The organism is Streptomyces sp. NBC_01450 (assembly GCF_036227505.1).
GTDB lineage: Bacteria > Actinomycetota > Actinomycetes > Streptomycetales > Streptomycetaceae > Streptomyces.
Map to the genome: position 1 here is coordinate 2281678 of NZ_CP109481.1, position 25685 is coordinate 2307362.

25 protein-coding genes and 3 pseudogenes are annotated in these 25685 nt (G+C 69.6%); 14 read left to right on the forward strand and 14 right to left on the reverse strand.

Going from position 1 to position 25685, the window contains the following annotated elements:
- The first annotated feature begins 345 nt into the window (after positions 1-345).
- The 3 genes from OG568_RS59085 to OG568_RS59095 are packed head-to-tail and all read left to right on the forward strand — an operon-like array spanning position 346 to position 3021.
- A complete protein-coding gene (locus tag OG568_RS59085; RefSeq protein WP_329538187.1) occupies positions 346-1629 on the forward strand; it encodes a Rieske 2Fe-2S domain-containing protein in 1284 nt (427 codons plus the stop codon).
- A 7-nt stretch (positions 1630-1636) separates the two neighbouring features.
- Positions 1637-2599 (forward strand): PDR/VanB family oxidoreductase, encoded by a 963-nt coding sequence (locus OG568_RS59090; RefSeq protein ID WP_329538188.1) that lies wholly within the window; start codon positions 1637-1639, stop codon positions 2597-2599.
- Positions 2596-3021 (forward strand): nuclear transport factor 2 family protein, encoded by a 426-nt coding sequence (locus OG568_RS59095; RefSeq protein ID WP_329538189.1) that lies wholly within the window; start codon positions 2596-2598, stop codon positions 3019-3021. Before OG568_RS59090 ends, OG568_RS59095 begins: the two co-directional genes overlap by 4 nt.
- 37 nt (positions 3022-3058) lie before the next feature.
- Here OG568_RS59095 and OG568_RS59100 read toward each other — a convergent pair whose 3' ends face one another.
- Positions 3059-3796 (reverse strand): TetR/AcrR family transcriptional regulator, encoded by a 738-nt coding sequence (locus OG568_RS59100; protein ID WP_329538190.1) that lies wholly within the window; start codon positions 3794-3796, stop codon positions 3059-3061.
- Positions 3797-3817: 21 nt separating this feature from the next.
- Entirely contained in the window at positions 3818-4705 is an 888-nt protein-coding gene (locus OG568_RS59105) for a fumarylacetoacetate hydrolase family protein (RefSeq protein ID WP_329538191.1), read from the reverse strand.
- A gap of 81 nt (positions 4706-4786) precedes the next feature.
- On the opposite strand from OG568_RS59105, the gene OG568_RS59110 reads away from it, so the two are divergent.
- The 4 genes and pseudogenes from OG568_RS59110 to OG568_RS59125 form a co-directional block, all read left to right on the forward strand.
- The gene (locus tag OG568_RS59110; protein WP_329538192.1) at positions 4787-5482 is read left to right on the forward strand and encodes a FadR/GntR family transcriptional regulator; all 696 of its coding nucleotides are present in this window, start codon (positions 4787-4789) and stop codon (positions 5480-5482) included.
- Positions 5483-5504: 22 nt separating this feature from the next.
- Positions 5505-6752, forward strand: coding sequence for a DUF3500 domain-containing protein (locus OG568_RS59115; protein ID WP_329538193.1), 1248 nt, complete (start codon positions 5505-5507; stop codon positions 6750-6752).
- On the forward strand, positions 6753-7040 hold the full coding sequence (locus tag OG568_RS59120; protein WP_329538194.1) for a hypothetical protein: 288 nt from the start codon (positions 6753-6755) through the stop codon (positions 7038-7040). It abuts the gene before it with no gap.
- Positions 7041-7102: 62 nt separating this feature from the next.
- Positions 7103-7933 (forward strand): annotated as a pseudogene (locus OG568_RS59125) (RNA-guided endonuclease InsQ/TnpB family protein); the annotation flags it as partial.
- Positions 7934-7965: 32 nt separating this feature from the next.
- On the opposite strand, the gene OG568_RS59130 reads toward OG568_RS59125, so the two are convergent.
- The gene (locus OG568_RS59130) at positions 7966-9159 is read right to left on the reverse strand and encodes an FAD-dependent monooxygenase (RefSeq protein WP_329538195.1); all 1194 of its coding nucleotides are present in this window, start codon (positions 9157-9159) and stop codon (positions 7966-7968) included.
- A gap of 136 nt (positions 9160-9295) precedes the next feature.
- Between OG568_RS59130 and OG568_RS59135 the strand changes: the two are divergent.
- A pseudogene (locus OG568_RS59135) lies at positions 9296-9922 on the forward strand (IclR family transcriptional regulator); the annotation flags it as partial.
- A 171-nt stretch (positions 9923-10093) separates the two neighbouring features.
- Here OG568_RS59135 and OG568_RS59140 read toward each other — a convergent pair.
- Positions 10094-10264 carry a hypothetical protein gene (locus OG568_RS59140; RefSeq protein WP_329538345.1) on the reverse strand — a complete coding sequence of 57 codons (171 nt, stop codon included), beginning with the start codon at positions 10262-10264 and terminating at the stop codon, positions 10094-10096.
- Positions 10265-10667: 403 nt separating this feature from the next.
- Here OG568_RS59140 and OG568_RS59145 point away from each other — a divergent pair, with 403 nt between their 5' ends.
- Positions 10668-11198 (forward strand): DUF6262 family protein, encoded by a 531-nt coding sequence (locus OG568_RS59145; protein ID WP_329538196.1) that lies wholly within the window; start codon positions 10668-10670, stop codon positions 11196-11198.
- A gap of 86 nt (positions 11199-11284) precedes the next feature.
- Here OG568_RS59145 and OG568_RS59150 read toward each other — a convergent pair whose 3' ends face one another.
- Complete coding sequence (locus OG568_RS59150; RefSeq protein WP_329538197.1) at positions 11285-12175, reverse strand: LysR family transcriptional regulator; 891 nt, start codon at positions 12173-12175, stop codon at positions 11285-11287.
- A 99-nt stretch (positions 12176-12274) separates the two neighbouring features.
- On the opposite strand from OG568_RS59150, the gene OG568_RS59155 reads away from it, so the two are divergent.
- Entirely contained in the window at positions 12275-12640 is a 366-nt protein-coding gene (locus OG568_RS59155) for a YybH family protein (RefSeq protein ID WP_329538198.1), read from the forward strand.
- Between the two features lie 179 nt (positions 12641-12819).
- On the opposite strand, the pseudogene OG568_RS59160 reads toward OG568_RS59155, so the two are convergent.
- A pseudogene (locus tag OG568_RS59160) lies at positions 12820-13002 on the reverse strand (transposase); the annotation flags it as partial.
- Between the two features lie 239 nt (positions 13003-13241).
- Entirely contained in the window at positions 13242-13466 is a 225-nt protein-coding gene (locus OG568_RS59165) for a hypothetical protein (protein ID WP_329538199.1), read from the reverse strand.
- A gap of 169 nt (positions 13467-13635) precedes the next feature.
- On the opposite strand from OG568_RS59165, the gene OG568_RS59170 reads away from it, so the two are divergent.
- Positions 13636-14358, forward strand: a complete 723-nt coding sequence (locus tag OG568_RS59170) for an IS6 family transposase (RefSeq protein ID WP_329538276.1) — start codon at positions 13636-13638, stop codon at positions 14356-14358.
- Positions 14359-14790: 432 nt separating this feature from the next.
- On the opposite strand, the gene OG568_RS59175 is transcribed toward OG568_RS59170, so the two are convergent.
- Positions 14791-15033, reverse strand: a complete 243-nt coding sequence (locus tag OG568_RS59175; protein ID WP_329538320.1) for an ArsR/SmtB family transcription factor — start codon at positions 15031-15033, stop codon at positions 14791-14793.
- A 26-nt stretch (positions 15034-15059) separates the two neighbouring features.
- On the opposite strand from OG568_RS59175, the gene OG568_RS59180 reads away from it, so the two are divergent.
- A complete protein-coding gene (locus OG568_RS59180; RefSeq protein WP_329538321.1) occupies positions 15060-15896 on the forward strand; it encodes a hypothetical protein in 837 nt (278 codons plus the stop codon).
- A gap of 96 nt (positions 15897-15992) precedes the next feature.
- Here OG568_RS59180 and OG568_RS59185 read toward each other — a convergent pair whose 3' ends face one another.
- From OG568_RS59185 to OG568_RS59205, 5 genes are all read right to left on the reverse strand, one after another.
- The gene (locus OG568_RS59185; RefSeq protein ID WP_079072870.1) at positions 15993-16616 is read right to left on the reverse strand and encodes a class F sortase; all 624 of its coding nucleotides are present in this window, start codon (positions 16614-16616) and stop codon (positions 15993-15995) included.
- Positions 16617-16717: 101 nt separating this feature from the next.
- Positions 16718-17110 (reverse strand): hypothetical protein, encoded by a 393-nt coding sequence (locus tag OG568_RS59190; protein ID WP_266592076.1) that lies wholly within the window; start codon positions 17108-17110, stop codon positions 16718-16720.
- 123 nt (positions 17111-17233) lie between these two features.
- On the reverse strand, positions 17234-19309 hold the full coding sequence (locus tag OG568_RS59195) for a sensor histidine kinase (protein ID WP_329538200.1): 2076 nt from the start codon (positions 19307-19309) through the stop codon (positions 17234-17236).
- Complete coding sequence (locus OG568_RS59200) at positions 19296-20066, reverse strand: response regulator transcription factor (RefSeq protein ID WP_266637142.1); 771 nt, start codon at positions 20064-20066, stop codon at positions 19296-19298. The genes OG568_RS59195 and OG568_RS59200 overlap by 14 nt, the downstream gene beginning before the upstream one ends.
- Before the next feature lie 46 nt (positions 20067-20112).
- The gene (locus OG568_RS59205) at positions 20113-21003 is read right to left on the reverse strand and encodes a glycoside hydrolase family 125 protein (RefSeq protein ID WP_329538322.1); all 891 of its coding nucleotides are present in this window, start codon (positions 21001-21003) and stop codon (positions 20113-20115) included.
- A gap of 349 nt (positions 21004-21352) precedes the next feature.
- On the opposite strand from OG568_RS59205, the gene OG568_RS59210 reads away from it, so the two are divergent.
- The gene (locus OG568_RS59210; RefSeq protein WP_329534780.1) at positions 21353-23005 is read left to right on the forward strand and encodes an IS1182 family transposase; all 1653 of its coding nucleotides are present in this window, start codon (positions 21353-21355) and stop codon (positions 23003-23005) included.
- 205 nt (positions 23006-23210) lie between these two features.
- Positions 23211-24584 carry an IS701 family transposase gene (locus tag OG568_RS59215; RefSeq protein ID WP_329538201.1) on the forward strand — a complete coding sequence of 458 codons (1374 nt, stop codon included), beginning with the start codon at positions 23211-23213 and terminating at the stop codon, positions 24582-24584.
- Between the two features lie 35 nt (positions 24585-24619).
- Here OG568_RS59215 and OG568_RS59220 read toward each other — a convergent pair whose 3' ends face one another.
- Positions 24620-25675, reverse strand: a complete 1056-nt coding sequence (locus tag OG568_RS59220) for an IS3 family transposase (protein ID WP_329538202.1) — start codon at positions 25673-25675, stop codon at positions 24620-24622.
- Positions 25676-25685 lie beyond the last annotated feature (10 nt).

The window sequence follows — 25685 nt, forward strand, 5'->3', positions numbered from 1 at the left end:
TGATCGCGAGGCGGCAGAACGTCCCTGAGCGGCTCGTCGCCTCGGCGCAGGCACAACGTAACAGGGCTCTCGTCGATGCGACAGACTTCTGCAAGTATTTCATCAAAGCAGGTCAGTGGCGTTGACAGTTTTTCATCAGAGCCGTAAAACGGCTAGAAGCGCCACGTGGGCCGCACCGCCTGCGGCGTCTGCCAGAGCCGTGGAAGAAGGACCGCCGCACGCTCGTGCGTGCCCGCCGGACGGGAGCACGACGGAGCCTCGTCACAGGCTCGCGCGGCCATCCGAACCCCCGGTGGCACTCATCCACGCGTCCCCACTGCCTCAATGCCGAGGAGATGGTTCAGCATGACCGACACCACCGTGACCGACACGGGAACCGGCTACGGGCGTAAGCCCTCCTCTCACGACGCCCGCCTGACCGAGGTCGGGCCGGGCACGCCCATGGGCGAGGCGTTGCGGCGCTATTGGCAGCCGATCGCCAGCTCCACCGCCCTCACCAGCGACGTTCCGCACCGCGCCCGCCTCCTGGGCGAGAACCTGATCGTCTTCCGGGACGGTCAGGGCCGCCCCGGCGTCGTCTTCGAGCGATGCGCGCACCGCGGCAGCAGCCTCTTCTACGGCCGCATCGAGGAGGACGGCATCCGCTGTTGCTACCACGGGTGGAAGTTCGACGTGCGGGGTCACTGTCTGGAACAGGCCTGTGAGGTCGGCGGTGGAGGCCGCCGCCACCTCGCGCGCCAGCCGTGGTATCCGGTGGAGGAGCGGTACGGCCTGGTCTTCGTCTACATGGGCCCGCCCGAGCTCAAGCCCCCGCTGCCGCGCTTCGACAGCCTGGAGCCCCTGGAAGAGGGGGAGACCTACTTCAGCAGCTGGCTGGTACCCGGCGCCGAGGTCATCGGCCTGGAGCAGGACTTCAACTGGCTCCAGCTGTTCGAGAACGCGGTCGACCCGGTGCACGCGTCGTGGCTCCACTCCACGCACAGCGGGTTCCAGTTCCAGGGGACCGGCACCACTGGCTTCCCCGAGAACTTCTATGACGCCTCCACCGTCGCGGAGCGCATCACCTATCACCGGACCGACCACGGCGTGAAGTACCTCCAGCGCTACCAGGACAAGAAGGGTCCCGACGGGGAACTGGTGGACATCGACTGGTCGGTGGAGCTCCAGCTGCCGAACATCATCTGCCTCCCCGACTTCGTCCGGGTGACCCCCGACGCCCGGCACGACATGCTCATCTGGGTCGTCCCGGCCGACGACACGCACCACCGGCTGGTCTTCTCGATCCGCTCCGCCGACCCCGAGCGGCTCAAGTCCTTCGTCTTCGGCATCAAGCAGAACGGCAAGGACGGCTGGCTCCTCAGCGACGAGGAGCGCCGGCGCTTCCCCGGCGACTACGAGGCCCAGAGCTCGCAGGGCGACATCACCCAGCACTCGGAGGAGACCCTGGCCCCGTCCGACCGTGGCGTCGTCATGCTCCGGCGCATGCTGCGCACGATGATCGACGACGTCGAGGCCGGCCGGAACCCGCTCGGCGTCGGCGCGCCCGGAGAACCGGTGCGACACGTCGAATCCGGCGCCGTCATCCGGCGGGAGCCGGGGGACGACACCCCGAGTCCGGCAGGGGCGTGACCAAGGCGTGAGCACCACCTGGACGGACGCGGTCGTCGTGGCCCGGCACGACGCCACGCCGAGAATCGCGGTCTTCGACCTCGCCCGGGCCGACGGAGACGAGCTGTGGGAGTACGAGGCCGGCTCCCACATCGACGTACAGATCGGCGAGGCGGGACTGATCCGGCAGTACTCCCTGTGCGGACCTCCGGGCATCCGCAAGCAGTACCGGCTCGCGGTTCTGCACGATCCCGCCTCGCGCGGCGGTTCCCGAGCGATGCACGCCCTCGCCGAGGGCGACACGCTCCGCATCGCCGCGCCGCGCAACCGCTTCGGCCTGACGCCCGCGCGTCGGTACGTGCTCCTCGCGGGCGGCATCGGCATCACCCCGTTGCTGTCGATGGCACAGACGCTCGACGCCACCGGCGGCGACTACCACCTGCACTACTGCGCCCGCAGCCGGACGGATGCCGCGTTCGTCCCCGAACTGGAGCGCCATCCGCGGGTCACCCTCTACTTCGACGACCAGGCCCCGGAGCAACGCCTCGACCTCGGGCGCGACGTGGGGGAAGCCGAGCCCGACGCCGCGGTGTACGTCTGCGGCCCGGGCGGGTTCATGGACCACGTGCTCGGGCGGGCGGCCGAGCTGGGATGGCCCGCGTCCGCTCTGCACAAAGAGCGCTTCAGCGCCTCGGCGCCCGCCACCGAGCCCGACGGCGGAGGAGACGACGCGTTCACGGTACGGCTGTCCTCGACAGGAGCGGAGTACCACGTCCCCGAGAAGCAGAGCGTCCTCGACGTCCTGCTGGCGAACGGAGTCGACGCACCCAACTCCTGCGGACAGGGCATCTGCGGTGAGTGCGTCGTACGGGTGCGCGCCGGCGAACCCGATCACCGAGACGACGTCCTGACCGACGACGAGCGCGCGGAGGGCCTGTTCACCCCGTGCTCGTCGCGGTCCCGGTCCCCCCTCCTGGAGCTGGAACTGTGACCACCTCATCCACGGCGGCGACAGCCCGCCCCGCCCCCGCCCCGGCCACGGTCGAGGAGGCCGAGACCGCCTGGCTCGCGGCACAGACACTCCCCGACCCGGAGCAGGCCATTCGCGCGCTGCTGCACCCCGACTGCGTCGTCGTGCACTCGGCGGTCGGCCACATCCACGGCGCGGACGACTGGCTGCGGTACGCCGGACGCCTGGGCCGGACCAGTCAGGTGGACACCTACGACGTGACGGTCCAGGAATTCGGCGGCTCGGCCGTGGTCAGCTGCCTGCAGGAGATGCGCGTCGCCTTCGTGCCCGAGCTGACCCCCTTCGTCATCCAGGCCGCCGTCAGCCGGGTCTGGGTGGAGGCCGCTTCGGGCGGCTGGCAGCTGGCGCACATGCAGCTGGCCCGGCGACTCCCGCCGGGCTGAGCGTCCGTGCTTCCGGCATGCGGGAGCACGGACGCCGTCATTCCTCGGGCTCGCCGTCCTCTGATGCGTCGTCCGCTGGTGCGCTGTCCCCCGATGTGTCGTCCACCGTCGCCCCGTCCGCCGTGGCTTCGGCGAGTGCGGAGATGATCCGGGCCACCTGCTCGGCGTAGTGGTCGATGAACTCCTGCGACAAGGGGTCCTGGCGGGTGAACTCGCGCGCGATCCAGGGCAGGGCCACCGGGGCGATCGAGGCGGCGAAGAAGGCGAGGGACACCGCGCCGACATCGAGGTCGGCGCGGAACTCTCCCCGTGCCTGCCGCTCGCGGAGTTCCTCGATGCTCTTGAACAGCTCGGCAGCCCGCTCGTCCTCGGCGGGCGGGCGTGAGCCGGGCTCTTCGCGTGTCAACGTGCGGACCCAGCCAGGGTCCTCATGGGCCATGTGGACATAGCGCCGTACGGCCGCGGCAAAGGTCGGGTCCTGACTGACCGGCAGGGCCGTCCCCAGCCACCGCTCGCTCAACGCCTCGTAAAGCCCGCGCTTGCCCCCGAAGTAGTAGGTGATCAGCTGATGGCTGACACCGGCCGCCTCCGCGATACGGACCACCCGCGCCCCGTCGAACCCGTGGGCGCCGAACTCCTCGCCGGCCGCGGCGAGGATGGCTCGTCGGGTGCCCACCGGATCCCGTCGACGACCGGGATCGTCGGGGCGCCTCCGGCGCTGCTGCTTGCCGGACGGTGCTGCCGACTTCCCTGATGTCGTCTCCTCCGCTGCCACAGGAACGACCTTACCGGCGGGCTAGTTGGCTCGGCCAACAACCCTCTCCGCAGTCCGGGAAAGGGGACTCCGTCGGTGCTCGTTCCCGACGACGGTGTTGCGCAGAACCCCGAGACGCTCGACCTCGACCTCCACCACGTCGCCGGGCCGCAGCAGCCAGGGCGGTGTACGGGCATAGCCGACACCGGCGGGGGTGCCGGTTGCCAGCAGGTCACCGGGGTGCAACGTGAGGGTGCGCGAGACATGGGCCAACGTCTCTCCCACGTGGTGGACCATGTCGCTGGTGGAGCCGTCCTGGACGGTCACGCCGTTGACCCGGGTCCGGACCCGTAGCCCGTCGCGCAGGTCTCCGACCTCGGCGGTCGGCACCATGGGGCCGAGCGGGCCGGAACCGTCGGCGTTCTTCCCGAGGGTCCACTGCGAGGTCAGCTTCTGCGCGCGTCGCGCGGTGACGTCGTTGAACGTCGAGTAGCCGACCACCGCCGCGAGCGCCTCGCCGGGATCGGCGTCCACCAGCGTCCGGCCCACCCAGGCCACGATCTCGCCCTCCCAGTCCAGACCGTCTTCGGTGGAGGGCACGGGTATGTCGGCGCCGCCGACTGTCAGCGACCGCGTCCACCGTGCGAACAGCGTGGGGTGCTCGGGCAGTTCCTGGTCCCGGTAGGACCCTTCGGCGGCGTGTTCGATGTAGTTCAGCCCGACGCACAGCACCTGCGCCTCCGGCAGCACAGGCGGAACCAGGCGCGCCTCACCCACCGGCAGCGTCCCGCCGGCCGGGGGGCGGGCCAGAGATCCTTCGGGGTCGTTCCAGAACTCCCGCAGTCCGGCCACCACCGTGACACCCGTGCCGTCGGGGGACAGGTTCGCCACGTGCACCTCGCCGTCGTACTCCACTCCCACGATCCGCATCCGGACTCCTCAGCTCAGAGACGACACCTTGTACGAGGGCAACCACTATAAACGTTACAACCTTTATGGTTGAATGATGTCATGGTCGCTGAGAGAAGAGCCCTGCTGGCCGGCCTGAACGCCCCTGGCACCACGCGAGCCGAGCAACTCGCCGCAGCCCTTGAGGGGCGCATGCGCGGACTGAGCCCCGGCTCGCCGGTCGGCACCATCGAGGAGATCCGGCAGGAGTCCGGCCTGGCGCGCGCCACCGTCAGCGAGGCCATCCGGCTCCTGCGTGACCGCGGCGTGCTCGTGATTCGCCCGGGCCGCGGCGGCGGACTGTTCGTCGCTGACCAGACCCCCGTGGTCCGGCTGCGCCACACCCTGCTCAGCGTCGGGGGAGAACCCGGCACGGTCGCGGACGCCATCGAGCTGCGCAACCACCTGGAGGAGCTGATCGATGTCGGCGCCGCCCGGTGCGCGGGCGAGGATGACATCCCGGCCCTACGGGCATGCCTCGACGACATGGCGGCCGCGCCGGACTGGGACGCCTTCATGCGGGCCAACTGGGCGCTGCACGAGCGCATCGCGCAGTTGTGTCCGAACGTGATGGCCCGCGCGGTCTATCTCGGCACGCTCGGCCACCTCACGGCATCCACCGCGCGCACCGCCGACCGGGACGCCGACGCCTACCGCGCGAGGCGGCTGCGGATCCACGTCGACCTGGTCGAGGCGATCGCCGCCGGGGACGAGGCCGCCGTCCGCGCCGCCGTCGCACGCCACAACCACACCGACTGAACGCACGGACACGGGAGCCGCCATGCCGCCGGCCGAGTACCGCAAGTACCTCTACCCGCAGAACTCGCCGCGTCTCGCCGCGATCAGGGGTCTGGACGCCTACGAGTACCGTGAGGCGGCCAAGGCGGACCCCTTCACCGGCGGACTGATCCGCGGCTGGAAACCCTTGCAGCTCGCCGAGTTCCGTGGAGTGACCGAGGACGGCGCGCCGCGGCCCGAGGTGCATACCTGGGAGCCCGCCCGCCCCGGCGAGGAGGCTCCCGTCGCCGGCATGGTCGCCGCGGCGCGGGAACTGATGGCTGCGCTCGACGAGGACGGCCGCGCCGAGCTGAGCCACCCGGTGGACGCGAGCGAGTGGCAGACCTGGTCCAATCCGGAGTTCCTCCAGTTCGACACCGGCATCCGCCTGGAGTTCCAGCCACCCGAGGTCCGACGGAAGGCCCTTGCACTGGTCGAGGCGTCGCTGAGCCCCGACGGCTTCCGCCTGGTGCACGACATGATGCTGATCAACGGCTTCCTCGGCAAGGTCGTCGGCCTGGAGAGCATTCTCAACGAGTTCAGCTACAACGTCGCGCTCTACGGGAGCCCCGACCTCGTGGCGCCGTGGGGCTGGCAGTTGTTCGGCCACCACTGCGCGGTCAACTGCCTCGTCGTCGAGGGGCGCATGGTTCTCAGTCCTGTCTTCCTCGGTGCCGAACCCAACGAGATCGACGAGGGCCCCCGCGCGGGCACGCCGGCGTTCACCGATCGGATCCGGCTCGGCACGGACCTGATGGCCGCGCTGCCGGCGGATCTACGGGCCACCGCCACCGTGTACCGGCGCATGGTCGATCCCGAGATGCCTCCTGGCCGTGTCCACCCCGGAGACGAGCGGCACCTCGCCGGCGCCTTCCAGGACAATCGGGTGATCCCGGTCGAGGGCTTGCGAGCCGCGGACATGCCCGAGCAGGGCCGGGCGATCCTCCTGGAGATGGCCGAGTCGTTCGTGTCACTGTTGCCCGACGGCCCCCGCGCGGCCCGGATGCGCGAGGTCCGCGACCACCTCGACGAGACCTGGTTCAGCTGGATCGGCGGGCACGGGTCCGACGACGTCTTCTACTACCGGGTCCAGTCGCCGGTGCTCATCGCCGAACTCGACCACCACTGCGGCGTCTTCCTCGACTACGACACCCCGAAACCGTTCCACATCCACACCGTGCTGCGGACTCCTCACGGGAACGACTACGGCCGCGCCTACGTACGCGCCTGGCAGGAACACCGGTCCGTCTGAATGCAGGATCCACGCTCGGCGCAGGCGTTGACCGGCCGGGATCGGCTTCGGTCCCGGGTGGACGAGGTCGAGGAACCACGGCGCGAGCGGGACCCCCAGCGTCTCAAGGCGGCCTCCTTCGAATGGGCGAGTCCGGAGGCGGCGCGTGCCCAACTGGAGACGCACGCACGGTTCCACGAAGACGCCCGGGCGTCGTACGAGAAGCGGCGCGAGGACATCCTCGCCCGCCGTGTCCCCCTGCTCCTGGCCCGCCTGGAGCGCACCGCGATGACACGGCGGTCGGCATGAGCGGCGGCACGAAACGCGTGGCGACCGTCGAAGCCCGCGAGGAGGTGGTGCCGGGCGCCGACCCGAGTCTGAACTACACCAAGCGCGGCTTCCGGCTGAAAGACGGTCTCCTGTACCTCGCGGGCGACATCGTGCTGAGGGTCGTGTGGTCCCGCGACCTGCCCGCCGATCCCTCCTCGGTGCGGGTGTACCGGGACAGCGTCGGTCACTGGTACGCCTCGTTCGTCGTCCCTGCCGAAATCCAGCCGTTGCCCGAGACGGGTGCGGTGATCGGTGTCGACTGGGGCGTGAAGGAGACCCTCACCACCGCGAGCGACGCCCACGACCTGCCCCACGCCGAGCACGGCCGCAAAGCCCAGGCGAAACTGTCGCGGTACGACCGGATGATGGCCCGCCGCGGACCCGCCAAGGGGCAGCCCGGCTCGAACGGCTACCGCGAGGCCAAGAAGCCGCGCGCGAAGACGTACAAGAAGACCGCCCGGCAGCGGCAGGACACCGGCCGCAAGTGGGCGAAGAAGGTCGTCCGCGACCATGACGCGATCGCGGTGGAGGACTTCCGCCCGAAGTTCCTGGCCAAGACCAGCATGGCGCGCAAGGCGGCCGACGCCGCGATCGGCGCCACCAAGAAGGCCCTGACCGAGATGGGACGTCAGCACGGGCGGGACGTCCGCCTGGTGCATCCCGCGCACACCACCATGGACTGCGCACAGTGCGGAGCGAGAACCAAGCACGCACTCCCGCTGTCGGAACGTACCTACACCTGCACCGCGTGCCAAGCCGTTTCCCCCAGGGACAAGAACTCCGCCCGCGTGATGCTCGTCCGGGCTGGTCTCAACCCGGCTGGTGCCGAAGGCACAAGACCTCCCGGAGCGCTGCTCCGGGATGCGGCCTGAGCCAAATCCCTCTCGTTCACGAGGGGGAGGATTCAAGAGGTGAGTGCTTCCTCGGCGTCGTAGCCGTAGATCCAGCCGTTGCTCACCAGGGGGTCGGCTGCGGCGAGTGTCGCGTCCCGGGCCTGCTGGTCGGGTCCGTCGGGCAGGTGGTTGATGTCCCGGCGGGCGCGGCTGACCTGCTGAAGGCGTGTGGTGCGTTCGATGCGTGCCGACTCGTACCGCTTCAGCGCCTGTTCGGGGTCGTCCGCGGACGCGGCCAGACAGTGAGCGAGCACGGCCGCGTCCTCGATGGACTGGGCCGCACCCTGGGCGAAGAAGGGGAACATGGGGTGCGCGGCGTCCCCGAGCAGCGTGATCCGGCCCCGGCTCCAGTGCCGTAGGGGTGCCCGGTCCAGCAGTGCCCAGCGGCCGGGAACCCCGCCGGAGGTGATGAGGTCCGTCACCCGCGGATCCCAGCCGGCGAACTCGGCATGGAACTCCTCGATCGTGGCCGTCGTGCTCCAGGACTCGTCGGTGAAGTCCCCGGCGGGCGCGAAGGCCACGATGTTGACGGCGCTCCCGTCGGCGATCGGATAGTGAACGAAGTGCCGTCCGGGCCCCAGCCAGAGGGTCTGAGCAGGGCGAAGCGCGAACTCGGGCGCGGCATGGGTGGGCACGACGGTGCGGAAGGCACAGATGCCGGAGTACTCCGGCGGGGCGGGTTCGGCCACCGCGCCACGCACGACGGAGTGCACGCCGTCGGCGCCGATGACGACATCGGCCTCGACCTGGCTGCCGTCGGCGAAGCGCAGCAGCGCGCCGTCCGGGCGCGGCTCGACCGACGTGCACCGTGCGCCCAGCCGTATCCATTCATGGGGCACGGCACTCCTGACGGTGCCAAGCAGATCCGCCCGGTGAACGGCATAAGTGCGCTCGCCGTAGAGCCGCTCGCACACACCGCTCAGCCTCTCCACCGAGAGCACGCCCCCGTCCGCCCAGCGACGGAACTCCCAGCCCCAGTCCAGCGGCACCGCCCGGCGCAGGAACCGCTCGATGACATCGAGCCGACGCAGCAGCCGTACGGCATTGGGGGCCACGACGAGTCCGGCGCCGACCTCGGCGAGTGCGGGAGCCTGCTCGTAGACGGTGGCGGTCAGCCCCGCGCGGCGCAGGAAGGCGCCGGCGGCCAGACCTCCGATGCCACCCCCGATGATGGCGATCCGCGGGCCGTGCACAAGGTCGGGCATGGAGCCACTCCTCTGCCTCGAAGGCGAACGTCCTGGTAAGAACTCGATTCTCACCGGCCTCCATGACCGCCGAGAACGTCTATGTTCATTCAATGGACACCCTCTTTCGGCGGCCGCCACGAGGAGCTGAGGTCTGATGCCCCGTTCCGGTCAGCCCGGTCGCAGCGTGAGTTCACGGCTGTTCGACGTTCTCTTCGCGTTCCGGCCCGGCCGGTCCCGGCTCACCCTTGCCGACCTGACCCGAGAGACCGGGTTGCCCCATGCCACAGTGCGCCGACTGGCGCTGGAACTCGTCGAGGCCGGGCTGCTGGACCGGGCACCGGACGGCGGGTTCACCGTGGGCATCCAGCTGTGGCAGCTGGGCACGCTGGCACCGCTGAGTGTCCCGCTGCGCACCGCCGCACTCCCGTTCATGGACGACCTGCACACCGCACTGCGCCAGCACGTACAGCTCGCGGTACTGGAGGGCACCGAAGCGGTTCTCGTCGAGCGGCTGTCGGCGGGCAAGGCGGTCGACGTGATGTCGAGGCTCGGCGGGAGGCTGCCGCTGCACTGCTCCGGCGTGGGCAAGGTGCTGCTCGCGCACGCCGGCCCCGAGTTGGTGGAGCAGGTCGTTGCGCAGGGCCTGCCGGCGTACACCGAGCGCACCGTCACCGATCCGGCGCGGCTGTGGACGATGCTGGCGGAGTGCCGCGAGACCGGTGTGGCTGTCGTCCGTGAGGAGACGACGCTTGGGGTTGACTCGGTGGCCACCCGGATCCTGAACGCCGATGGTGAGGTGGTCGCAGCCCTGTCGGTCGTTGTGGGCGCCGGGTCGGTCGATCTCCGGGCTATACGGCCGGCGGTCATCGCTCCGGTCTGGCCGTGTCTCGCAGGCTGGGCTGGCATCCCTCGGCCGGAGTCCGATAGGCCGGCTTCCCTGAGGCCTGGATATTCAGGCTGGTGGTCGGCGTGGGCCGATGACCGCACGGAGGAAAACGGCGTTGAGCTCGGGCAGCGTGCGGATCTCCGCGGTCAGGACGCCGAGGTTGGTGTCGGAGTGTTCGCTGAGGTAGGTGTGCCGGATGCTCTCCAGGACGCGGAACAGACCGTCCCGCGGCGGCACTTGGTGAGATCCGTCCCTTCCTCGGTCTCAGCCCCAAGGCGTTCCAGTAGGTGCAGCAGCAACGCATCCTTGCTGGGCCAACGCCGACAGGGAGTGGCTTTGCTGACACCGGCCTCCCCGCGGATCGCCTCCCCGCCGATCGCCTCCCTGCTCATCGCCCTCAGAGCGATGCCGCGTTGCATCCACCGCAGCATCGCCCCCACGATCTTTCCTTCTATGGCCTCGGCACGGCGCCGTCCCCGCCAGCGCGTGCCAGGGAGCGCGGTACCCATCGTGGCCGCTGCGTTGTCCGTCACCAGCCCATCACCTCAGCGTCCTGGAGCCCCGTGGTTCTGGTACGTCCTGCCGCCCATGAACTCGATCGCCGGGACCCCCTTCGCGTACTTCGTGCCATCAACGCGACGTGGAGGCACCTTTCACCGGAGGGCGGATTCACGAGAGCATTGGTCGCCTTCGGCGGGAGAAGGCACAGGTCACCGTTGCGGCGGTACCCCGCCGGGCGGACGTCTCGCGCACCTTCCTTTACGACAACCCCGAGGTGAGAGCGGCTGTCACCACCGCCATGGCTGAGGCCGGCGAACGCCGCACCCAGACGCTCGCCGAGCAGGACAGCGAACGTGAAGCGGCGTGGCGCGAGCGCGCACTGAACGCCGAGGACGCCCTCGAGGCCGCCCATGCCGAGATCCTCACTCAGCGCGCCCGCATCCGGGAACTCCTGTGCCAGTTCCGTGACTTGGAAGTCGAGTGGACCGAGGAGGCCATCCTGCGGATCACCACTGAGAACACCACCTTCAAGCAGCGAGTCCGTCAGCTCACGGCCGACGACCGCACTTTCGACGAGCGGCTCGAGGCCGCCCGCTCCAACCTCCGCTTCCAAGACCGCGGCGTCGCCGACCTCGAAGGCCGAATCGCAGATCCGGGATCAACCATGTGATCCTGTCCCGCTGACCACTCCACAGCCCGTCTGCCGGCGCAGCCCAAGTAAGCCAAACCCGCATCGGATGCTGAAGGGCTTTCCTGCTACCCGGGGTCGCGTTTGATGAATGCCTGCCGACAGTGCACGAGCAACTCACGCACCGCGGGGCTGTGCGTGCTCTTCCAGATCAGGGCCAGCACGGCGGGTGCCTCGACATCGTCGATGACGCGGGCGGTGAGCAAGTCGCGATGGCTCGCGGCCATTGAGTCGCTGAGGACAGCGACGGCGAGTCCGCGGGCAGCGAGGTGGGCAATGGCCTCCGCTGCGCCGGCTTGCAGCGCGATCGTGGGTTGGAGGCCCTGTGCGGCGCAGGCATGGTCGAATACTGTGCGCAGACCCGTGCCAGGTGGCATGCACACGATCGGGTGGGCGACAACGTCGCGCAGGGTGACCCGCCGCAGTTTCGCCAAGGGGTGTCCAGCGGGAACTCCTACGACGAGTCGCTCGCTGATGATCGTCATCGCGTCCAGCCCATCGGGAGTGGCCGTCGCGGTCCCGACGAGAGCCAGGTCGATGGTGCCGGCCCGCGCCCGCTCGACAAGCCGGTCGGAGTTGTCCTCCAGCAGCGAGATCTCCACACCAGGATGCGCCCGATGGAATGCGGCGAGAGCGTCGAACAACGGTGTGACGGTACAGCCGATGACCATCCCGACCGCGAGCCGACCCTTGATCAGGTCGGTCACCTCACTCACTGCCTGGCCGACCGCCCCAGCCGCGGCGAGCGTGGCGCGGGCGTGTTCGAGCGCGGCTTTTCCCGCAACAGTAAGGGTGACGGCGCGCGCTGACCGGTCAAACAGCTCGGCACCCAGTTCACGTTCCAGCTGGCGGATCTGGGCGCTGACGCCGGACTGGCTGATGTGCACCCGCTCGGCTGCACGAGTGAAGTTCTGCTCTTCCGCGACTGCGACGAAATATTCCAGCTGCCTCAGATCCATGACTACAGATTCTAGTTCTCAGTAGATCCATCTGTTGGACTTCTGATCGGTGGGCGACCACGCTGGGAAAGCACTGAAGCCCGACGTCAGGAGGAACTCATGCCGGGATATGAGAAGGCCATGCGGCCCGAAGACATCACCCGCTTGTTCATCGAACGATCCAACGCCGGTGACGCGGCCGGGGTCGCCGCCCTCTACGAAGAGGATGCGGTGATGGCCTACCCGCCCGGCGACCAGACGCTGGGCCGAGAGGCGATCCGTGTGCTCTGGGAGAAGGTGCTGGCCAATCGCCCCCGCTTCGAACCGGAACAACCGCTGCCGACGCTGGTCAGCGGCGATATCGCCCTCACCTCGACCCCGCCGAAGGACGGGGCTGGCGCCCGGGCGCAGGTCGTCCGGCGCCAGCCTGACGGAAGCTGGTTGCGCCTGCTCGACCAGCCTGAATTCGTCCCACCCACCCGCTGAACCCCGTCCACCGTCCCGGCGGAGGGGCCGTCCCACGAGACCACCCGGACGAGCTGCCACAGGGCCCCAACACACCGTCACGGACAAGTAGCCTATGAATCGTCGCAGTTCACAGCCGGTTTCCAAGCTCCTGCGGTCGGCGTCTCCCAGTGCGGGAAATCGTGCGGCAGGTAGCGCTACTGCACCCCGGTGCGGTCCACATAGAGGATCGCGTTCATGATCTCGCGCAGTTCATGCCCGGGCGGACGTCCGAAGTCCAGGGCCCGGCCGCGACGCTCGAAGCGCCAGGCCCTCAGAACCGGCTCGATCAACTCCCAGCGGGCATCGGACAGATCACTCGGATACGGACGTCGCTCGATCATGACCTGGGCATACCGTCCCGAGCCGAGTGCGCCCAGGCGTGCCTGTTTCCGAACCGGTCCGCCCGTCCAGGGCTGTAGTGGTCTTGGTTGGTGGGCCGACCGGTGGACGATCTGTGTGACTGTTTCCTACCACTGTCGGCCTTGGCGCTCGCGGAGCTCCCGCTACTGATCAGCAGCGCGTGCTTGACGGCAGGGCTGTCCTGGTGGACGCGCCCCGCCGTTGGCACAGTCCGGTTGGGTTACCAGTGGTCGTGACGCTCGCAGCGCTCGTCGTGCTCGTGGCGCTTGATCTTGGTGGGGTCGGTGGCGGTGCGGGTGGTGGTGTCGCCGCCCCCGGTGGCCGTTGCGGTGTTCGTCACCTGGGCGTGGGCCCTGCAGGAGACGTCGACCTTCAGAGTGATGGGAGGGTAGCTGCTCCCGGCGGGGAAGACCTCGCTACGGGTGCAGGTGAGGGTGTCGTGCACGGTGACCGTGGTGCTGTTGGTCGGGGCGGCCCCGGCCCGTAGTCCCCCATGGGTTAGGGACGGTAGTGGTCGGTCATGGTGGGCGAAGAGCTGTGCACTGAGGCAGGCACTGTCACGTTGGCTGACTGGGTGGGATGATCTCTGTGTTGATCATGCTGGGAGGGGATCGCTGGTGTCGCCTGTGCCGTCGGCGTACAAGGGTCACCGGTACCCGGTCGAGGTGATCTCCCACTGCGTGTGGCTGTATTTCCGCTTCCCTCTGTCCTACCGCGAGGTCGAGGAGCTGATGCTCCAGCGCGGCGTGATCGTCTCCCACGAAACGATCCGCCGCTGGTGCGCCAAGTTCGGCCAGGCCTACGCGAACGGACTGCGCCGCCGCCGTACCCGGCCCGGCGACAAGTGGCATCTGGACGAGGTGTTCATCAAGATCAACGGGGTACGAAAGTACCTGTGGCGGGCCGTCGACCAGGACGGCAACGTGCTCGACATCCTCGTACAGAACCGGCGGGACAAGGCGGCGGCCAGACGGTTCTTCCGTCGTCTGATGAAGAAGACCCGGGCGGTGCCGAGGGTGATCGTCACCGACAAGCTGCGTTCCTACGGCGCGGCCCACCGCGAGGTCATGCACTCGGTGGAGCACCGCTCCCATAAGGGACTGAACAACCGGGCCGAGAACTCCCACCAGCCCACCAGGCAACGCGAACGCGCGATGAAGGGCTTCCGCTCCGTCGGCGCGGCTCAGCAGTTCCTGTCCGCATTCAGCGGCATCTCACCCCACTTCCGACCCCACCGCCACCTGATGACCGCATCCCAACACCGAGCCGAAATGACCATCCGCTTCGCCATCTGGGACCAGATCACCGGCGCTGCCAGCCGGCCCACCATGGCCTGACCACAGGCCGGCACCCGGGCCCCACCACGCCCCGACACGCCATCAGGCACCCACATACCCAACAACGTGACAACGCCCCGGAGGAGGTTGGCTGAGATCGCCTCAGCATTCCCGGGCATGTTTGCTCACTGGAAGCACGGCGCGTTGCCTACTGGTTCAACAATGGGAGCCGTGTGAGTCGCGAGGTTCACGCACGGTTCTGAGAGCGGCGGTGGGTGAGATTCCCGCCGCCGACTCACCTCGTAGCTGTCCCCGACCGAGCCCATGGATGCTTCAACTCCCGCTCGCAGCAGTCGAGTTGTTAGAGCGTGTTTTCGATCCCAGCTGCGCTGTCCAGGCATGCTGCCGCGCTGTCCTGCGAAAGTTGCGTCGGGGTGCTTCTGCCGCCACCTTCGCAGGGTGGCACCCTCTTGTTGGGGCCTGCGGCGGTCTTCAATTGTGCAGCATGAGGAGGCTGAGCCCGGTGCTGGTGGGGGTGTGCACCGCGCTGTTGCGGTGCCGGAGAGTGGTGACCAGTCCGGCCTGTCGTAGGACGGTGGCGTGCTGGCTGGCGCCGGAGGGGCCGATGCCCAGAACAGCAGCGAGTTCGGCCGTGTTGCATCCGGGATGCGTGGCGATGGCATGGAGGACTGCGGCGCGCGTCCGGCCCAGCAGCGCGGTCAGAGAGGCTGTCAGGTATAAGGAGCAGCATTGGCTAGGTGATGGATCCGTACGCCCTGGACCGGCCCGCCGGCGCGCAGGACGATGGAGGCATGGGCGAGCACGACCACGACCAGGGCGACGTCGCCGAACCGGCGCGGCCGCCGCTCAACGCCGCGCAGGCCCGGGAGGTGACGGCCGGGCTGCGCGAGGCGATGGACGACGTCCGGCGCTCCGTGGCGGTGCTCGCCATCCGGGTCCGGGACGCGCACGCCGCCCGCGTCTGGACACCCCTCGGTCACCCGAGCTGGGAGGCGTACTGCGAGACGGAGTTCGGCATCAGTCGCGCGCAGGCGTACCGGCTCCTGGACGTCGCCCGCGCCCTGGCCGCGATTCACGGGACCGTCGCCGCCGGCACCGAGACGTTTCGCACGCGAGACACCGACCCGGCCGCGGCTGCGCTCGACTACGGACTGTCCCAGCGCGCCCTGATCGCCGTCTCCGGCCGCACGGACGTCGTCGCGGAGCTGATCACCCGGCGCCTCGCCGCGCTCGCCCACAGCGGCCTCCAGGCCCTCGATGAGCCGACGGTGCGCGCGGTGGTCCGCCAGGCCGTCCGCGACGTCCGCATCGCCCCGCCTCCGCCACCCGTCGATCCATCGGCGGATCCCGTAGTCGCCGCGGGGCGCCAGCTCACCGACGACCTCTCCGCCAGCGCGCACGCGATCGGCGAGCTGATGCTCGAAGTCGCGCCGGCCTACCTGTCCGACACCGAGGCGGCGACCGGCGTCATGGCGCTGCTGTGCGAGCAGATCGGCGAGCCCCTCGAACACGGCCTCGCCGCCCGCCGCTACGCGATGTCCGGGGACCGCCGCGCCCTGCACGGCACCGTCCTCTGACCGCCGCCGCTTACCTCACCCCGACTCCTGCTATGAGCCACACACCCCGTTTCCCCTGGTGAACAGGGTGCGCTATGAGGCTGTCAGGTACGGCCCTCAGCTCGCTGTCGCGTACACGATGAGGTTGTCGACAGGGTGCCCCTGCGCGTCGAAGTCGCCGTCGCACGTGATGAGCCGTAGAGCACGTTCCTGGGTCGGCCCGTAGACCTTCTCCGTCGGGAAGGCGTTCTTGGCGACGCTCTCCGTGGCCGTGACGGTGAAGTGGAGGGCTTTTCCCGTCTTGTCGGTGACGGTGATGTCCGCACCCTCCTTGATCTTCTTCAGGTCGTGGAAGACGGCCTCGCCGAAGCGGGTGTCGTTGTGGCCGATGATGACGGCCGCGCCGATCTCACCGGGCACCGCACCGCCCGTGTACCAGCCCGCGGTCATCCCCTCCTCGGCCGGCGGGACCTGGACCGTCCGGTCCGTGTTGAGGCCCAACTCCATCAGCGAACTGGTGATCCCCACGGAGGGAACGGCCACCTCGGCAGGGGCCGCCGGAGCGTCGGCCGCAGGCCGCTCGGACTTCGGAGCGCCCGACGCGGCGGCGGGGGCGGTGGGGGCGACCCGGACCGTCGGGTCGGGGCCGGACGAACAGCCGGTGAGCAGGGTGACGAGGGTCAACAGGGTGAGGGTCGCGAGGCGGGCCCGGGACAGGGCCGGACGGTGTGCAGGGGGCAACTCGGGCTCCAGAACAGGGTGCGAGGGTTCGCCGGAACGCACAGGGCGCCGCCTGGTGAAGGGCGGCGCCACCGTTTCGTACGAGAGGTCGTGCTGCCGGGTCAGCCTTCGCGGCGGGCGGTGGTGCGGCGGCGCAGTACGTAGGTGCCGGCGCCCGCGAGCAGCAGCGCGCCGGTGGCCGAACCGATGAGCGTGCCGGTGTTGTCGTCCTGGGCGGGGGCCTCGCCCGCGGCGACACCGCCACGCGGGTAGTCCTTGCCTCCGGCCTTCTGGGCTTCGGCGGCCTTCCGGGCCTCGGCCTCCTTGAGCGTCCTGGCGTCCTCGGCCTTCTTCTTCGCCAGGGCCTCCTTGTCGGCCGGGGTCGAGGCGGTCGCGCCCGGCGTCGGAGTCGGGCCGGTGGCGAAGGCCGCGGTGGCCGGGACGAGCAGCGCGCCGGCCGCGACGCCGGTCAGGACAGCGATACGCAGCGGGCGCAGGGTGAGACGGCGGGACATGTGAGGGCTCCAGTTCCAGCCCGGCTTGGTCGTTCCTGGTTGCCGATCCGCACCAGGTTCCGGGCATGGCTTCACCCTGACGGCCACTTGTGATGAAACTGTCAGAGCGCTGTCGTCATCCCATCAGGGTCGACCGGGGCCCTCCGGCTTCCGTGACTCGGCTGTCGGCAGCCGCAGGGTGAAGGTGGCCCCCTCCCCCTCCGTGCTCGCCACGTCCACCGTGCCGCCGTGGGCCTCGGCGAGCTTGAGGACGATCGCCAGGCCGAGGCCGCTGCCGCCGGTGCTGCGATTGCGGGACTTCTCCGCCCGCCAGAAACGGTCGAACACGTACGGGAGGTCGCGCGCCGGAATGCCACTGCCGGTGTCGGACACCTCCACGGCGAGCTCGTCCCCCGGGTCGGTGACGTACCGGCGCAGGGTCACCGTGCCGCCGGCCGGGGTGTGGCGCACCGCGTTGGAGAGCAGGTTGCTGACGGTCTGCCGCAGCCGTACGGGGTCGGCGTCGAGGAGCGGTGGGTGAGGGGTGCCCGGCGGCGGTGTCAGGACCGTGAGGGTGACGCCCGCCGTCTCGGCCAACCCCTGGTGCGCGGCGGCGACCTGGCCGAGCAGCTCGTCGATCCGTACCGGCTTCCGGTGCAGCCGCAGGGCGCCCGCGTCGGCCGCGCCCAGGTCCTGGAGGTCGTTGATGAGGTGCTGGAGCTGCACCGCCTCCTCCAGGAGCGAGGAGACGAACGCGGGGTCCGGCACGGCCAGTCCGTCGTGGGCCGCCTCCAGCCAGCCCCGGATGTTGCTCAGCGGCGTTCGCAGCTCATGGGCGACATCGCTGACCATCACCTTGCGCTGCTCCTCCAGGCGGGCCCGGTGCGCGGCCATGTCGTTGAAGGCCGCCGTCAGCCGTCCGATCTCATTGTCGGAGACGACGGGCACGGGCACCGGCGTCGCGTCCAGGCCCTCCCGCATGCGCTGGGCGGCGCCGGTGAGCGCGTGCAACGGGCGTACGAGCCTGGCTCCGGCGAGCACCGAGGCGCCGACGGTGAGGGCGAGGACCAGGGCGGTGACACCGGCGATGCGTGCGGTGTTGGCGCGGGAGAGGTCGAAGCCAGGCACGCCGGCGGCACCGGGGCCGTCGATGAACAGGAGTGCGGGCTCGGCGACATAGCCCGTGAGCTGTTCCCGGCGGGCGCTTTCGACACAGTTGGCCACGGCCCGGTCGTACGCGCTGTCGCGGATCTCGGCGGGGGCGTAGTCGAGTGCGCCGCCGGAAGCCGCTTTGCGTTCGGCCGTCGCGGCGTCCTCCGCCTTCTTGGCGGCCAGGGCCTTTGCCTCCCGATCGCTGAGGCCGTCCTCGGCGCCGGAGACCGCGTCGTCCCGCCCGTATGCGTAACTCCGGTCCCAGGACAGGTCCAGGTTCAGTTTCACGGCGGTGCGACCCTGTCGTTTCAGACAGGCGTCAGCCAGTTGGTTGAGGGCGCTCAGGGCCTTCCGCTCGGTCGCGGTGGGACCGACCGGGTAGGACGCAAAGCACTTGGCCTCCATGTCACGGTCGGTGACGCTGTCGGTCCCCCCCTCGGTCTCGTCGCTCACGAACTGGACGCGGGGCCGTCCGCCCGGGCTCTCGACGACGTCGGCGGCGATACCCATCTGGCTGAGGCACTCCACCCTCCCGGCGGCGGCCTTCCGCAGTGCGTCGTGTTCCTTCGCGGGCAGCCGGAAGGGCCCCACGGCCCGTGGATCGACGCGGTCGGCGCCGGCCTTGGCCGCGTCGGGCACCAGCACGGTGTCGACGGAGCGTGGATCCACGACCGCCGAGGCCTGCTGAGCGAGCAGATCGTCGGACGAACCGCCGCCCGCTGAGCGCGAGTCGGCCGAGTCCACCAACGGGCGTCGGCCCGGCGTGGTGAGCACGATCCGGCGCCCGGACTCCAGGGCCAGATCTCGCACGGTGGTGTCGACGCCGTCCCAGTCGGGGTGGGTGGCCGCGTAGCCGAGGAGGGTGTTGTAGATCTTCGCGTCGGACTTGAGGTTCTGCCCCTGCTCCTGGCGGATCGCGACGGAGGTCGTCTGCACGGCCAGCCAGGCGGTCGCGGCGACCGAGCACGAGGCCACCAGCGCCGTCACGGTCAACAGCCGCCCCGCCAGGCTCTTGCGCAGCGGCAGCCGGGCGGCCCCCGCCGCACCTCCCCTGTCAGGACGACGCATGGCGCACGTTCTTCGCGGGGTCCGTGAGTTTGTAGCCGACGCCGAAGACGGTGATGAGGCGGGCCGGCCGTCGTGGGGCGCGCTCGATCTTCTTGCGCAGGTTCATGACGTGCACGTCGATGGTCCGGCCGCTGATGTACTTGTCGAAGCCGTGCAGCTCGTCCAGGAGCCGTGCCCTGGTGAAGACCCGGCCGGGCTCGGCCGCCATCGCCGCGAGGATACGGAACTCACCGGGCGTGCACTCGACGGGCGTCCCGGCGACCGACACCTCGTGCCGCGAGGGATCGACCCTGAGCGCGCCGACCGTCAACACTTCGTCGTCCGGGGCCGCTTCGGGCTCCGAGGCGGGAGCGGGGGCGGGTACGGTCGCCGGAGCCGGGTCGGGGCCGCGCCGGTTGCGGCGAAGCAACGTCCTTACCCGGGCGGTGAGTTCACGCGGACTGAACGGCTTGGTCATGTAGTCGTCGGCGCCGAGGTCGAGGCCGAGCAGCAGATCGTCTTCGGTGCTGCGGGCCGTCAGCATCAGCACCGGCACCTCCCGGCGTTCGGCGCGCAGGATCCGTACGACGTCGAGACCGTCGGCCCCGGGCATCATCACGTCGAGGACGACCAGGTCGGGTTCCTGGTGCCGGACCGTCTCGAGAGCCGTCCGGCCGTCCTCGACGACCGTGACGGCGTGACCCTCGTGCTCCAGGTAGCGGCGCACCAGTTCGGCCTGCTTCGCGTCGTCTTCGGCGACCACAATGTTTGCGCACACGCCGCAGATCGTAGCGACCGCCGGCGCCGGGAGGTCGGAAGTGTCCTTACCGTGAGGGCGGTTCGGTGGTGGACAGGCGAGGGTGCAGGGCTGCCGTCGAGCGTCCCGTGAGGTCGAGGAGCAGCTCGGCGAAGAGGGCGTCGCCCCACCCGAACCAGGGGCGGGTGAAGGTCGCGGAGTCGTCGACGTGGAAGCTCTCGTGCATGGAGCCGGTGCCCCCGTCGGTGCGCAGCAGCAGCTCCGCGAGGCGGGTCCGCTCGGCCTCGTCGTCGCTGGTCAGCGCCTGCATGGTCAGGGAGAGCGGCCAGATGTGGTCGGGCGGGGTGTGCGGGCTGCCGATGCCGGACGCCGAACTGCCCGCGTAGTAGTAGGGGTTGGCGTCGCTGAGGACGAACTCGCGGGTGCGCAGGTAGAGCTGTTCGCCCGGGTCGCACCAGCCCAGGTAGGGCAGCGAGAGGAGGCTCGGGATGTTGGCGTCGTCCATCAGCAACTGCACGCCGAGACCGTCGACTTCGTACGCGTACACCGTCGGGTCTGCCCCTGCGGTCACCCCGTGCGTACGCACCCCGGTGGCGATCTCGGCCGAGAGGGCCGTGGCGTCGGCGGCGAGGCCGGGGTCACCGATCGCCGTCGCCAGCTCGGCGAGACCGCTCAGCGCGACGGCCGCCATGGCGTTGGACGGGACCAGGTAGCCGTGGTGGCAGCGGTCGTCGCTGGGGCGGAAGCCGGACCAGGTCATGCCGGTGGGCGCGACCGGCGCGCCCCGGCCGCCGCGCGGCAGCGAGTCGAACGCGTCGTCGCCGAGGCGCCGGAACTCGTACGGTGAGCGGTTCTCGTGGTCCTGCTCGACCCGCCACAGGGCGATGATGCGGCGGGCGGCGCGGACGAAGCGGTCGTCGGCGGTGAGATGGCCGAGGCTGCCGGTGGCCCGCCAGATGCCTTACTGTCCCTGTCTGTGTTGATCCTCCCCGGGATTCACTGTTCCTACTGGTCAGCGAAGTTCGGCCTTCCCGCCCTGTCTGGTCCTTCCTCATCCTTACATGGCCTTCCGTTCCCATGGCGTTCCCATGAGGGCCTCCATGAGGGCCTGGGAACGAGGGTAGGGGAGACGGCCGAGCCCAGCCGCGGGCGTCGAAGTGGTGAGCACCGCAGACCCTTTGGGGATGGCAAAGGCCCCGCCCCCGTCAGGGGGATGCTGTTGGTTAATTCGGGCCTGTGCGTGACGTCGGCCTTCAAGACCCGGTTGTGGTCTTGAAGGCCGACGTTGTCGTATGGGGTGGGTGCGGATGTCGATGCAGCCGAAGGGGTCTGGGGAGATCCCGGCGGAGACGGTGCGGGTGGCGCGGGCCGCGTTCCCAAAAGGGAGCCTGGCGATCCGGGTGCGGGACGAACTGGGGTCGTTGTTCAGCGACGAGCAGTTCGCCGGCCTGTTTCCTGCGCGGGGGAAACCGGCTTGGTCACCGGGGCGACTGGCGATGGTGCTGGTGTTGCAGTTCGTGGAGGCGCTGACCGACCGGCAGGCCGCGGAGGCGGTGAGGGCTCGTATCGACTGGAAGTACGCGCTCGGGCTGGAGTTGGCCGATGCCGGATTCGACTACTCGGTGCTCTCGGAGTTCCGGGACCGGCTCGTCGGAGCCGACGGCGGCCGGGAGATCCTGGACACGGTCCTGGCGGCCGCCCGGCGACAGGGACTGATCACCGCCCGGGGCCGGGCACGGACCGACTCCACCCACGTGCTGTCCGCGGTGCGCGAGCTGAACCAGCTGGAACTGGTCGCGGAAACCCTGCGCTCCGCGCTGAATGCCGTAGCTCTGGCCGAGCCGGGCCGGCTGAGCGCGTGCGCCCGGCCGGAATGGTTCAAGCACTACGCCACCCGGGCCGAGGACTCCCGTTTCCCCAAGGACCGGTCTCGCCGGGACCAGACGTATCGGCGGGTCGGCGACGACGGCATGCACCTGCTGCGGAACGTCTGGGCCCAGGACGCGCCACCGGGCCTGCGGGAACTGCCGGAAGTCGAGGTGCTGCGGCAGGTGTGGGTGCAGTACTTCCACCTGGTTGACGGGGAGGTGGCCCGCCGGGACCCAAAAGACCGGCCACCGGGCCTGATGCGCCTGGTGACCCCCTATGACCTGGAAGTTCGCACCGGCGGAAAGCGCGACATCAACTGGGACGGTTACAAGGTCCACCTCACCGAGACGTGTGAGGACGACACCCCGCATCTGGTCACGGGCGTGGTGACCACCCTGGGCAGTGTCTCTGACGACCGGATGGCCGCCCCGGTCCACGCAGAACTCGCCCGGCGGGATCTGCTGCCGGGCGAGCACTGGGTGGATACCGGCTATGCCAACGGTGGCGCCTTGGTGACGGCCGGCCGTGACCATCGGGTCGACCTGCACGGACCGCTGAAAGCGGTGACCGTGCCGCACGCCCGCGGCGATGCCGCCTTCGGCCAGGACGCGTTCACCATCGACTGGGACAACCAGCACGTGACCTGCCCGAACGGCGTTGTCAGTACGCAATGGGCCCAGCGCAACTCCGAGGAGGGACTGCCGACCATCCGGGTCCGGTTCTCTCCGGCCGACTGCGGCACCTGTCCCCAGCTGCGGGAATGCGTCAACTCCGCCAAGCCTCGGCGGCGGGAGATCAACCTCCGACCCCGCGACGAATATGAAGCACTCCAGCAGGCGCGAAAGCTCCAGGCGACCGACGGGTGGAAGGACCGCTATAAGATCCGTGCCGGCGTTGAAGGCACCATCTCCCAAGCAGTGAACGCCTGCGGCCTGCGCAGAACCCGCTACCGCGGCCTGGCGAAGACCAGTCTCCAGCACCAGCTCACCGGCGCCGCCGTCAACCTCATCCGCATCAATGCCTGGCTCACCGGCACACCAAGAGCCCGCACCCGCACCAGCCCCCTGACAGCACTCCGCCCCGCCGCATAACGACGGGGCGAAGCAACCAGGCCCGAATTAACCAACAGCATCCCGTACGGGGGCGGGGCCCTCAGCCGTTCGTGTAGGCCGTTCGTGGCCGCTGCGTACAGGCTAGCCCTTCAGTTGTAGTTCGGCGATCAGGTTCACAGGGTAACTCCCTGTTATGGACGACTGGTCCGGCGATGTGGCACAAGTAGCCGAGTGTGATGCTGAGTTGGAGGAGTTGCTGCAGCAGGTCGGCGACGTCTTTCCCCGGGCGGATCTGCGGCGGCGGGCGAAGGCGTGTGTGCGCGGGCTGTTGGGCCCGGTCTCCCGCAAGAATGGCTGGCAGCTGGCCGAGTACGCCGGCTGGCGGCGCCCCGACGGGCAGCAGCACTTACTGGACCGGGCGAAGTGGGACGTCGATGAGCTGCGCGACGGCGTCCGCCGGTATGCGCTGGACGGGCTGGCCGACAGCGCGGGCGGGGTGCTGGTCATCGATGAGACCGGGTTCGCCAAGAAGGGCAAGACTTCCGTCGGCGTGGCCCGGCAGTTCACCGGCTCACTCGGCGGCGTCTTTCCTTGCCAGATCGGGGTGTTCGCCGCCTGGGCCACCACCCGCGGGGCAACCCTGGTCGACCGGGAGATCTACCTGCCGCAAGTCTGGACAGGCGATCGCGAGCGGTGCGCGGCTGCGCAGGTGCCCGAGACCGTCGGCTTCGCCACCAAACCCCGCCTCGCCGAGAAGATGATCGACCGGATTCTCCCCGAGCTTGCGGAGAACACCTGGCTGGCCGCCGACGAGGTCTACGGCCGTGACGGCGGCTTCCGCTCCTTCGCCGAGAGCCGCCAACTGCCGTACGTGGTCAACGTCTCCAGCGCCCAAACAGTGCTGCCCCGACCGGGCTGGCGGCGTATCGACAAACTGGCCGCCGCCGCGGACGACAGCGAGTGGCAGCTGATCGAAGCCGGCCCGAGCCAGACCGGCTCCCGCTGGTGGCAGTGGTGGGTCCGCCGGATCGCCGACCCGGAGGAGCCCGTGGGCAGCGCGGTGCGGGGGCAGCCCTGGCCGAGCCGATGGATGATCGCCCGACGCCGCCCCGAAACGCCCGACGACCTCGACTACTACCTGGCTTGGGGCCCGTCCGGCACCCCGCCGGAACACCTGGCCCACGTCGCCGGCGCGCGCTGGCGGGTGGAAGACGCGATCAAACTCGGCAAGCATCAGTGCGGGCTGGCCGACTACGAGGTGCGCCACTGGCACGGCTGGTACCGGCACATCACCCTGTCGATGCTGGCCGCCGCATTCCTGGCGGTACAGGCCGCCACAGACGACGCCGACGCCCCCGCACCGCTCCGGGAAGCCCTCAGCGGTGACGAGCCTGATGAGGAGCCCAAAGGGGGGAGCACGAGGACATCATCAGCCCCGAACAGCTCATCCCCTACACCGCCGCCGAGATCCGCAAGCTCCTTACGCTCATCCACCCGCCGCCCCCACCCGAGCACGGTCGGGCCGCCCACGGACTGTGGTGGTCACGCTGGCGACGACATCACCAGGCCGACGCCAACGGGCATCATCGCAGACGCCGGGCTCGCGAACTCGCCCTGAACTACAACTGAATCGCCCCGGGTTCGATAGAGATCTCAGATTATGGTTGTGACCTGGGGTTTCGTGGATTCCATGTAGTGGTTGGCTTCGTACTCGACGGGCGGAACGTGCCCTATCTCACCGTGGAGTCGGCGGTGGTTGTACCAGTCGACCCACTCTGCGGTGGCCAACTCGACCTGGGAGAGCGACTTCCAGGGCCGTTGGGGCTTGATCAGCTCGGTCTTGTACAGGCCGATCGTGCTCTCCATCAGGGCATTGTCGTAGGCGTCGCCGACCGATCCGATCGAGGCGGCGATGCCGGCGGCGTCCAGATGCTCGGCGAGCCGGAAACTCGTATATTGCGACCCGGCATCCGAGTGGTGGATCAACTCGCCTGGCTGAACTGGGTGTTGGTCGCGGTCACGTTGCCACACGGCCATCTCAAGGGCGTCCAGGACGAAGACCGTTTCCTTCACGGTGGCCGCGGACCAGCCGACGATCCGGCGGGAGAACGTGTCCACGACGAAGGCGACGTAGACGACACCGGCCCAGGTCTTCACGTGGGTGAAGTCCGCGACCCGGCAGCGGTTCGGGGCGGCAGCGACGAAGTCGCGGTCCAGCAGGTCCGGCGCCCGTTCGGCCTGCCCGCCGGGCAGCGTGGTGATCACGCGTTTACCACGGACCGCCCCAGCGATGCCGAGTTCGCGCATCAGGCGTTCGACGGTGCAGCGGGCCACGCGGCGGCCCTGCCGGTTCAGCTCACGCCAGATCTTCCTCGCCCCGTAGACGTGGTAGTTGGCCTCGAAGACCTCGCTGATCTGTTTCTTCAGTTCGGCATCCCGCACGGTCCTGGCCGACGGCGTGCTCCGACGTTTGTGGTGGGCGTAGTAGGTGGAAGGGGCGATCTTGCAGTCGTGCTCGGTGAGCGTCCTGCAGATCGGCTCGACGCCGCCGAAGCGGTCCCGGTGCTCGTCGATGAACGCTACGAGCGTGTGTGTGGCCGGTCGGTGAAAGTCGGCCCGGGGCGCGGTTCCGGCCTTTCGACCGGACCGTTTCCCCGGACCGCTTCCCGAACCCGGCGGGCACCTCTCAATGCACCGGGCTCTCCACAAGCCCCGAAAT